Source organism: Mycoplasma todarodis (assembly GCF_004335995.1).
In the GTDB taxonomy this organism is placed as follows: domain Bacteria; phylum Bacillota_I; class Bacilli_A; order Mycoplasmatales; family Metamycoplasmataceae; genus Mycoplasma_K; species Mycoplasma_K todarodis.
Window position 1 is genome coordinate 80,031 of sequence record NZ_PSZP01000001.1, and the last position, 10,280, is coordinate 90,310.

Consider the following 10,280-nt stretch of genomic DNA (forward strand, 5'->3'; position numbering starts at 1 on the left):
TAGAAATGATATTTTTTACTTTCTCTTTATTTTGCATTAAGAATGCATAAAATAAAAAATCAGGATTGCCTGATTTTAATATAAATTTATTTTGTAATTTTCTTTCTTCATACTTGCATATATCATCTTGTTTCATCACTATTGTAGTCAAGTTCGACACTTGGATCTTCACCTGGTTTCATTCATGCTACTCAGTTAATATGTGCATTTTTATATCTGATAGTTTTATTGTTAATTGTAGTTGTATCGTATTCACCAAGAACCCCATCATAGTGAGCAGTTGTTTTCCCAAATTTTTGGAATACAAAACTTATTTGATCGTAAATTTCAAAACTACCTTTTTTCATCAGAGTAACTACATATTCCTTACTTGATGATTGGAAATCTTTCATTGGAATCTTAATTTTTGAGTGGTTTGTTTCAATATCACCCAGTCTTTCGTATTCAGCCATCTCAAGAGAATGAAGTCTATCAGCATTTTTCTTAATATTTGCTGCATTATCTGTGGCAGCTTTTTTATTGGAAGCAATATCTTTTTTCATATCCGTGATATTTTTCTTAATGGCAGCAACTTCAGTTTTAAGTGTTGTTAAATCATCTTGAAGGTCAGCATTTTTCTTACTTAATTCTGCGATTTTAGTATCAATGTGCGCATTTGCAGTTTTTCATTTTTCAATAGCATCTACTCTAGCTTGGAGTAGTGTTTCAGAATTTTTAAGATCTGCAATATCTGTTCCATTTGTTTTAAGAGTTGCATTTATTGTTGTGATTGAAGCATCAATTGCTTTCTTGTCAGCATCATGTTTCGCTTCTAAATCATTAATTTTCTTAACTGTTTCAGTTGCTTTTGTTTTTATTTCGCCAATTTGTTTTGTGTTATCTTGTATGCTTGTTGTATTTGTTTTAATTGTTGTTTCTATTGCATCAATTCTTAATACGGCAGAATCTACAGCTTTTTTGTATTTAGCGTCAACGGCAGCAATTGCTTTTGCATTATCTGAGACACTTGTGCTATTTGCATCAACAATCTTTTTAAGATCTTCGATTGCTGTTTTATTAATTGCAATTGCGGATTCATTTGCTTTAATTGAAGCACCTAAAGTGGTGTTTGTCTTTTTAATATCTGCAATTTCTTTTTTAAGATCATCGATTGCTTTTTTATGTGCAACAGTTGCAGCTTCTTCTGCTTTCATTCTTGTTTCTAAATCTGCAATCTTAGTGTTGTTTGCTGCAATGCTTGCTTGGTTAGCATCGATAGTCTTCTTAGCATTTTTTGCTATACCTTTAATAAGTGCAATATCAGCCGTATTTGTTGCGATTAATGCATCACGTGCTGTAGCTGCAGTTTTTAAATCTGCTACGTCTTTTTCAAGAGTCGCTATTGCCGCTGCATTAGCTGCAGTTAACTTCTCATGCTTATCAGTAGCTAGTTTTAGCTTATCTGTAATGGCTTTATGGTCTAAGTCCATTTGTGCAAGGTTATCTTTATTTGCTTTTACTAATTGCTTAAGAGCATCAATCGCTTTATCAGCATCATCTAATGCTTTTTGTTTGTTTTGAATATCAATTTTTGCTGCTGCCAGTTGAGATTTAAGGGTAGCTACAGCTTTCTCATATTGGTCAGTAATAACTTTTATAAGAGTTTCTTTATCCTTTTTCATCTCATCTATTTTTTTATCTTTTTCAGAATTACTTTTCTTAAGAGCAGCAAGAGCATCTTCTTTAGTTTTAATATCAGTAGTTTTATCCGCTATTTCTTTTTCTAATTGAGCTTTTTTAAGATTTAGTTCATCAAGTTTCTTGTGAGCTTTATCGATAAATGCTTGGTCGATTCCTGAAACTGAGTTAACCGCATCTTTTGCTTGTTTATCTAGATCAGCAATATCTTTATTTAATTGTTTTAGTTCATCTTCTTTTTTAAGTTTTTCAGCTTTAAGATCATCTAAACTTTTCTTAAGTTGTGCAATAGCTTTTTCATATTGATCTTTTACGATTTGTAAGTGATCTTCAAAATTTCTTAATAGTTCGGCTTCTTTTAATTTGTTTTGTTCTTTAGTTACATCTAAAAGAGTTCTAAGAGCTAAAATTGTTTCGGCATTTTTATCAAGTTCAAGTTTTTGTTTAGCTATTTCAGCTTTTTTAGTTGCAATTTCCGCTTCTTTGTCTCTGATTTCTTGATCTTTTTGTTTGATTGCAAGTTCGTTTTTAGCTATTTCAGCTTTTTTATCTGCTATTTCAATAGTCTTAGCATCAATCTCTTGTTGTTTTGCTTTGTTCTCAGCAATTTTTGCATCGATGATTTTTTGCTTAGCTACAATTTCAGCATCTTTAGAAATAACGATTTGTTTTTGTTGTTCAATTTCTTTCTTTTTAGCTTCAATTATTTTTTCGTTTGTATCGATATCAATTTTTAAACTAGCGATTTCTTTTGCTTTGTTTTGGATTTCACTTTCTTTTTTAGCAATCTCTCCACCAAGTTTGGAAGCGTCTTTGGCATATGCTTCTTTCACTATGTCTAAGTTTGCATTTAAGGCATCAACTTCTTTTTTACGTTGAGCTTCTTTTTTAGTTAAGTCACTCTTGGCTGTCGCAAGATCTTTCAATTGCTTTTTAATTTCTGATGCTTTTTGAGAATTGTCGGCAGCAAGATTTTTATTATCTTTTTTCAATCCTTCAGCTTCTTTTGTTAATTGTTCTTTTTCTGTTTTAAACTTCGCGGCATTTTTTGTAAGTTGAGCTTCAAGAGATTTAATTTTTATTAGCATTTTTCATGCTTGAATTGTATTCATTTTGTTTGTATTTTTAAGCTTCTCAATCTCTTTGTTGTTTACAGGTTTTCTCTTAAGCAATTCGGCTATTCTAGCTTCGTTACCTGCAATCTCAACTTCTTTATCTCTGATTGTTTCGATTTTCTCTTTTAATTCTTTTTGAACCTTTTCTAATTTGGCATTTTGAAAAGCGTCCCCAACTTGTGATTTGTTGTTGTACTTATGTAAAACATGTGTTTTTTCTACAGCTTCCAACGCAACAAATGTCCCTAGCCCAATTGATGTCAATAGACCAAGCCCTCCAAGAGCTGATAAAACAACACCTTTTTTCTTTGATTTCCCCATTTTTTCTCCTTAAATATTGTAAATTTAGTATCTAAATTATACCATTTTTGTATATACAGATATATTGTAAAATGTTAATAACAATTCACAAGAAAACATTTCAATAAATTACAAAACTGTTAAAAGTGTTGTTTTTAAAGGCTTTTTGAATGAAATTAGAAATAAAATCTACTTATTTTAGTTTTTAACAATATTTATATTTTTCAACCCATTTCATTAATAAATAAAACTTTTTTTGTTGCAAGTGTATATTTTATAAAAATTGTAAATGTCATTTTTAAAGGGTTAACATCGTCAAAAAAACTAATGAATACAGCTATAGAAAACACACTCCAATTAACATCAAATCAACCTTCTGGAACAACACAATAAACATATTCATAAAAAAATATTTTGAAAGAGCTTGTGTTTTTATACATGTAAGTATATAGAGAGTATAAAAAAATATTTATAAAAGGAGTTTGTATGAAAAAGTTAGTAGCGACAATAGGTGCAACTATGATTATTCCTTTACCGATAGTTGCTGTTATTTCTTGTAGTTCAAGCGAAAGCAAACCACAAGGAACAAAGGAAGAAAAACAACCAACAATAATCAAGGCAAAACCTGAGAAACCTGCTGTTGTGGTTGTTGAAAGAGTTAACGCCAAACACAGGGAACAAAAAGAGTTTGTACGCAAAAGATCTTTATCACTTAAATCTTTAAATGAAGAATTTGGTTTAAAGAATGAATTCACTGTTCAAGCTGATGAGGTTAGTGATCTTTTAAAGAAAATGAATGGAACCTTTGAACCTGGCACACTTTTAAAAAGAACACAATCAGAAATGCAATATTCAAAAAATACAATGCAAACCTTACAGGATGACATTTTAAATGAATTCAACCAAGGATATAATGATTCAAAATTTAAAGTTGTAGGAAGTACCAAGACCAAAATAAATGACTCAAAAGAAGTTGCTTTAAATTTCCATTACACATATGAATTAGTTAAAAATAAAGACAACATTATCAAACCATTCTACGTAGTTGATATCAAAGATGTTGAATTTACCGGATTGAAAGATGATGGCCCCGTAGAAGAAGAAAACAAATGAGGTAATCGATATATAAGAAATGTATTTGAGAATGTTTGTGATATTAAGAAGGATATTTCATTAGAACTTACTGGCTATAGACTTTCGGAACGAATGGTTTCAATGCCAGAAGAATGACATAATAAAATAATTGCTTTTACAAAATTCTTCAAAAACAACATCAAACCATTAACAAAGTTAATTACTTGAAATAAATTTGTAAGCAACTTTACACAAGATCAAATGACAGAAATAATTCGCCATGATTTAGAGTCAGTAGTAACTAATTACACACCAGTTAGATTCCGCAAAAAACACCCATTTGAATTAACTAATAAATTAACTGATTTAAACACCTATAAGTTCATTAAGAAGGAAGATAAAGAAGAAAAAGAGGGCGATAAAAAAGAAGGAAAAGACACCAAAAAGATAGATAAAACTAAAAAAGATAATAATAAAAAAGCATTTTAGGTGTTTTTTTATTTTAAAATATAGTTATTATAAAAAATATTTTAGAAAGAGAGAATATGAAAAAAATAAGCAAAAAAGTGTCAATAGGTGTGTTGGCCGCAGTAGTTGTTGCAACACCTATGGTCGCCATTTCATGTGGCGAAAATAAAGATAGCAGAAGGAAAGAAGATGATGAAAGACAAAAGTCAAGAAAGAGAGAAGCTGAACTAAAAGCCAAAAAAGAGGAAGCCAAGAAAGAAGCTGCAGAAAAAGAAGCCTTAGCCAAAGCGGCTAAGGAAAAAGAAGAAAAAGAAAAGAACAAAATACAAAGTGCTAATTTACGCAAACTTAGAAAAGCCTTCTCATTATTAGATGTGCAAGATAGTGATTATTGAATTAAGAGATCACTTGAAGAAAGAGATAATACATTAACTGCTGAAGAGTTAATCAAAGAATTGAGCACAACGGTTAGAAATGAAAAAAATGAAAAAATTCAATTCGTAGATGGAAGAGAAGCTATACATTTTGCTTTATCTCAAACAGGTCATTTTAATTTACCAGTTTTAGATGAAGGTTCAACTCTTGATATGACATATGAACTAGAGTATAAAAAGGATGACCAAGGTGAGGAATTTGGAAGAATAACCATTAAAGTTAACTTACACACTCCAGGTGCCACAAATCCTGATGCAGGGGAATTTACATACGGATTTGATTGATTAACAAAAAGCTCAATAGAAAACAATAAATTTTGAGCAGAGAAGTCAGCAAGAGAAGCAAAAGAAGAGGCTGAAAAATGAAAAAAAGAAGTTGCTAGAAGAGTAGCTGAGAAAAAAGCTAAAGGTTTCGTTCCTATTGGCGATACTTATGAAGTTTGATATGACAAAAAGAATCAAATTATAGAAGATGAATGAGGGAAATATACAGGAGATAGAACTGCTGATTTAGAACATAAACGTGATCGTTATAATGGTGTTTTTGATGATCAAAAGAAATATCCAATAAAAATCTTCAAAATGAATTACATAACTGAAATTGATGGTACTGGTATACGTATGTATGGAACAGACTTTACATTCCCTGGTGCTGAAGTAGTTGAAATGAAACACCTTAGAACCGTTCATGACCGTTCTTTCCGTAACTGAGCTAATTTAAGAACTGTAATCATGCCTAACCTAATAAATATGGAGCATGGTTTCCACTACGCTTCATTCGGTTGAAATGAGGTCACTACTTGAGACCTTTCAGAAGCTAAAGAACATAAATTTGGATGAGACATACACCCATTTATTAATTCTCCAAAAACCGTTGTTATCTTGAATGAAAATAATGAAGATAGTGTTTCTGATTGAGTTAGTTGATCGGAAAATAGAGGAAGCGGAAGTAAAGTGACTTTCGATACCCTTAAAATTACCTTTAAGATACGAATGAATGGTAAGGATGTTGAAGCTCATTGAGTAAAGGATCAAACAAAAAATACTTATGTTTTAAAACCTAAAACTGTCTAAATAAAAAAAACTGGTAAACCCAGTTTTTTATTTTTCTTCTTTGGCTTCTGCTAGTTCTGCTTTATTCTTTCTTTTCTTATTCATTAATGCATGAATACCTCAAATAACATATCCAGCACCAATAAATCCTAGTAGTGAAGTTATTTGAATTGTATTTTTAAGTTGTCATGGTTGACCAGTAATAGGTGGAACCATAACGATTACTAGAACAACCACCATAATCACTATTGCTATTAAATACATAATGTATTCTCAAACAGGTATTTTGGCAACCTCTTTTCTTTTTGAAAGAATCATCAATGATATAAATGTACCGATGTATTGTGAGAAGAACAAGAATAGACCAATATCAAGAATTAAGTTGAATGTGTCGTCTACTTTTAATAATTCAAGAAGTAGACCTAATAACATCATAATAATTGAAATTGTTGAGTTTAGGTAAATTGAAATTCCATATTCACCTTTTTTGTTTTTCTTAGCTATTCATTTAGGTAAATAATCATCTTGCGCTAGAACAACAACTGATCTTGATGTTGTGATAGTATTTGATGCTCTTGCTGACATCTTGTTTCCGATAATACCTATTGTATAAATAACTACCCCAGCTGTACCCATTGATACTGTAAATATTTTTTGGAATAGTTTAACGTTACCAGAGTTTAATATTGACATATTAACTCCCATAAATATTAGATAGAATACGAAGTAAATCGAGAACAGAACAAAGAATACTTTTAATAATAGTTTTCTAAATTTTTGAACTTCAACTTCACCAGCTAAACTGGCGATACTTTCTACTCCACCATATGCGTATATAAACGCTAATACAGCACCCGTAAAGGTGATTGCATTAACTTTGGTACTTCCTACTCAGTTTGAGTGGAAAGCATTGTCGTGCGCCGCTAAATAAATGATTGCTCCAACTGAAACAGTTAGAACTATTCATTTTAATATTGAAGATATCGCTATGAATTTAAGTGATACTTTATAACCAAATGTTGTAATTACTGTTATTAATATAAATATACCTACGGATAGGAAGTCATATAATATTGCTCGACTTGGATCAATCTCTTTTAGTATTGCCGCCAAGAATAGAGGAGCCGTAATACTTAATATTGGCCCTTGAATGTATTGGGTTCACCCTTGATAGAATCCACCATGTCTTCCACCTGATTTTTTAGCATAGTAGTATGAACCACCCAATGCATCTGGATATGCATCTGCAGCTCTTGAGAATGCAAGAGCAACACAAAGAACTACGAATGAAGTGATCATAAATGCCACTAATCCTAATGCGTGTAATTCCATAATTTTACCGATTGTAGCGATAAAACCAAATCCCATTATGTAGTTTAATGAGAATAAGTAAAATTTCTTTTTACTCATTGTATTTTTTTCTGTCATTTTTTATTTCTCCTTGTTATTAGTTTGTAAATAAAATACGCAAACAACCTTCTTTAAAAGCAGGATTGATTAATGCGTATTAACTTCTATGAATCTATTTATTAGATGTTTGTAGATTGGGAGCAACAACAGTAAAATTCCTTTAATTTTTCATTTGAAATTATAGGTTTTATTAAGTGTTCTCATTCTTTCTTGAAGTCTTCGTTTAATCAATAATATTTAACTTTCTTCTCACAAGTGTAACTTAGTATTCCTAGGTCTTCCATTAATAGTAGGTGCTTAGAAATGTTTGCTTGACTTGTTCCAAATTTAGCTACTAAGTCAGTAACCGTGTGATCCTTGCACTTGCATGTATAAAAGTGAGCTAAGAATTTAATTCTCATCTCTACAGAAAAAACTTTCATAAATTTTGTTATTTCCATTGGTTCCACCGTTCCTTTTATAAATGTGTTTATGCCTTAATTTTATAGAATAAAACTTAAAAAGTGACATGATATTTACTTTATTTTTTTAAATATTACATAGTAAATAGTTGAAACTTTATTGCTTTTTATTGTAAATAATAACTTTTTTGCCTAAACGGGATAAAAAAACACCAGCATTCGCTAGTGTTAATAATTATTGTTCTTTTGTTTCTTCCGGCTTAGTTTTAACTTCTTGAGTTTTTCTTTGTTCTTGAAGTTTAATCTCTTTTGTCTTTTGGATTTGTTTTGGATCTAATTGACTTGGAGTTTTTTCAGCAGGAATAGGTGAGATAGTTTCAACTGAGAATTCAGGAACTGGTTCTTCTTCAACTTCTTGAGTTGCTGGAACTTGTTCTTGTTTACTTTCAGCTTCTTTCATTTCACGTTCAAATTGAGCTCTTTGTTCTGCTAACATTTCACGTTCTGTTTTTTCAATTGGAGCAATAACTTCAGCTGCTTTTTTAGTTTCTTTAACTTCAGCTGCTTTAGCTTTTGGAGATTTATATTCTTTTTTAAGTCCTGAAACAATTTCATTAATAGTTGAAGTTATTTGTTTGATTGTTTTTTCAGTTTCTTTTTTAGTTGCGCCAACTGTTTCTATATAAACTTTAACTTTTGGTTCTGTACCTGAAGGACGAACTGCAAATCATGAACCATTTTCTAAGATAACTTTAACTAGAGTTGCGTTTTCAAGTCCCATGATTTCTTCTTTTCTAAAATCAAGTACATCTGAAACATCAAATTTTCCAATTGTTAGGATATCCCCAACTCTATCTAATAATGTTTGAACATCATTTTGTTCGATTTGTTTTGAAAGTTGAGTTGAAGTATGAACACCATACATAACACCAATTCTTTCTAGTTCATCAAGTAGTGACATGTTTTGTGTTTTTAGGTAGTTAGCTGCTTCAACTAACATTACTAATCCTTGGAATGCATCTTTATCTCTTGCGATTTCAGGGTCCATTAATTGTCCGAATGATTCTTCGTAACCCATTACTAATCCTTCTGGGTTATCAAGAATAACTCTTGCAATGTTTTTAAATCCAACGTGTGTTTCATGGATAGAAAGATTATGTCTTTTAGCCATTTCTTTAGTTACATTTCCTGAAACTACTGATTGAGCAATATAACCTTCTTTATTGTATTGTTTAGTTCTTAAGATGTGATTTAGAACAATAGCACCTGTTTGGTTACCGTTGATTTTTTTGTAACTTCCTAGTGGACCTCTAACAGCAAGTCCAACTCTATCTGCATCTGGGTCAGTAAGAATGATGATATCTGCTTTTTTCTTTTTAGCTAATTTAATTGCTCTGTTGTAAGCTGCTTCATCTTCTGGGTTACATGATTTTAAACCTTTGAATGTTGCATCTTCAACAACTTCTTGTTTAACTGCATAATATTCAATATCCATTTTTTGGAATAAAGTTGGAGCAATATGTGAACCTGTACCGTTAAGGGCTGAGTAAACAACTATTAGTTTTTTACTATCGTTAGGTCTCTTTCTAATGCTTAATACATCTTTGATGTAATCTTCTTGTAATGTTGGTGAAATGAATGTTGGGTTGAAAAGTCCGTAAGGTACTTTTAGGAAATTCATTCTACTCATTAATTTTGAAATTTTCACTGTAAGTTCTGGAAGTAATTGAGCACCTTGTGCGTTATATACTTTGAATCCATTATATTCTTTTGGATTATGAGAAGCTGTAATGTTAACTCCACCTGCTGCTCTTAATTTTCTAATTGCATATGACAATAGCGGTGTAGCTGCCATCTCATTGTTTTTGAATATGTAAGTTTTAATACCTAAGTGGTCGAATACTTTCGCTGTAATTTCAGCAAATAAAGCACCGTTTGATCTATTATCATGTGCGATAACAAGACCCATTTTTTTAACTAGTTCACTTTGCTTAACCAATGTTGCTCCGTAAGCGTATGCTGCGGCTGCAATAGTGAATTCATTTATCATGTTTGTTCCAGGACCAAGGATCCCTCTAATTCCTGCTGTTCCGAATGTCATTGTTTCTCCAAAAAACTTATCGACATTTTTTTCGTTAATTTTTTTAAGCCCTTTTGCTAAAATTTTATCTTTAGTAGGTGCATTTTTTCATTCTCTTAATTGTTCTAAATTATTCATAATATTATTTTAACACATTGCTCCTATTTTCACTTATTGTAGTAAGATTTTAATGTGTATAAAATAAAAGACATAGTAATTGGAGAAGTTACATATATTGGGAAAGCCCATTTTATAGTAACTCTAGATA

6 protein-coding genes are annotated in these 10,280 nt (G+C 30.9%); 2 read left to right on the forward strand and 4 right to left on the reverse strand.

The features are described from left to right. Positions 1 to 86: 86 nt before the first annotated feature. Entirely contained in the window at positions 87 to 3,113 is a 3,027-nt protein-coding gene (locus tag C4B25_RS00265) for a coiled-coil domain-containing protein (protein ID WP_131613069.1), read from the reverse strand. Positions 3,114 to 3,578: 465 nt separating this feature from the next. Between C4B25_RS00265 and C4B25_RS00270 the strand changes: the two genes are divergently transcribed. Together C4B25_RS00270 and C4B25_RS00275 are read left to right on the forward strand one after the other, a co-directional pair. Next, a complete protein-coding gene (locus tag C4B25_RS00270) occupies positions 3,579 to 4,655 on the forward strand; it encodes a hypothetical protein (RefSeq protein WP_131613070.1) in 1,077 nt (358 codons plus the stop codon). A gap of 56 nt (positions 4,656 to 4,711) precedes the next feature. Then, the gene (locus C4B25_RS00275; RefSeq protein WP_131613071.1) at positions 4,712 to 6,142 is read left to right on the forward strand and encodes a hypothetical protein; all 1,431 of its coding nucleotides are present in this window, start codon (positions 4,712 to 4,714) and stop codon (positions 6,140 to 6,142) included. Between the two features lie 27 nt (positions 6,143 to 6,169). Here the strand turns inward: C4B25_RS00275 and C4B25_RS00280 are convergent, their stop codons facing one another. The 3 genes from C4B25_RS00280 to C4B25_RS00290 all read right to left on the reverse strand — a co-directional run bounded on the left by C4B25_RS00280 (position 6,170) and on the right by C4B25_RS00290 (position 10,150). Further along, on the reverse strand, positions 6,170 to 7,549 hold the full coding sequence (locus C4B25_RS00280; RefSeq protein ID WP_131613072.1) for an APC family permease: 1,380 nt from the start codon (positions 7,547 to 7,549) through the stop codon (positions 6,170 to 6,172). Between the two features lie 101 nt (positions 7,550 to 7,650). Beyond that, positions 7,651 to 7,971, reverse strand: coding sequence for an ArsR/SmtB family transcription factor (locus tag C4B25_RS00285; RefSeq protein ID WP_131613073.1), 321 nt, complete (start codon positions 7,969 to 7,971; stop codon positions 7,651 to 7,653). A gap of 196 nt (positions 7,972 to 8,167) precedes the next feature. Next, positions 8,168 to 10,150 carry a phospho-sugar mutase gene (locus C4B25_RS00290; protein WP_131613074.1) on the reverse strand — a complete coding sequence of 661 codons (1,983 nt, stop codon included), beginning with the start codon at positions 10,148 to 10,150 and terminating at the stop codon, positions 8,168 to 8,170. Between the last annotated feature and the right edge of the window lie 130 nt (positions 10,151 to 10,280).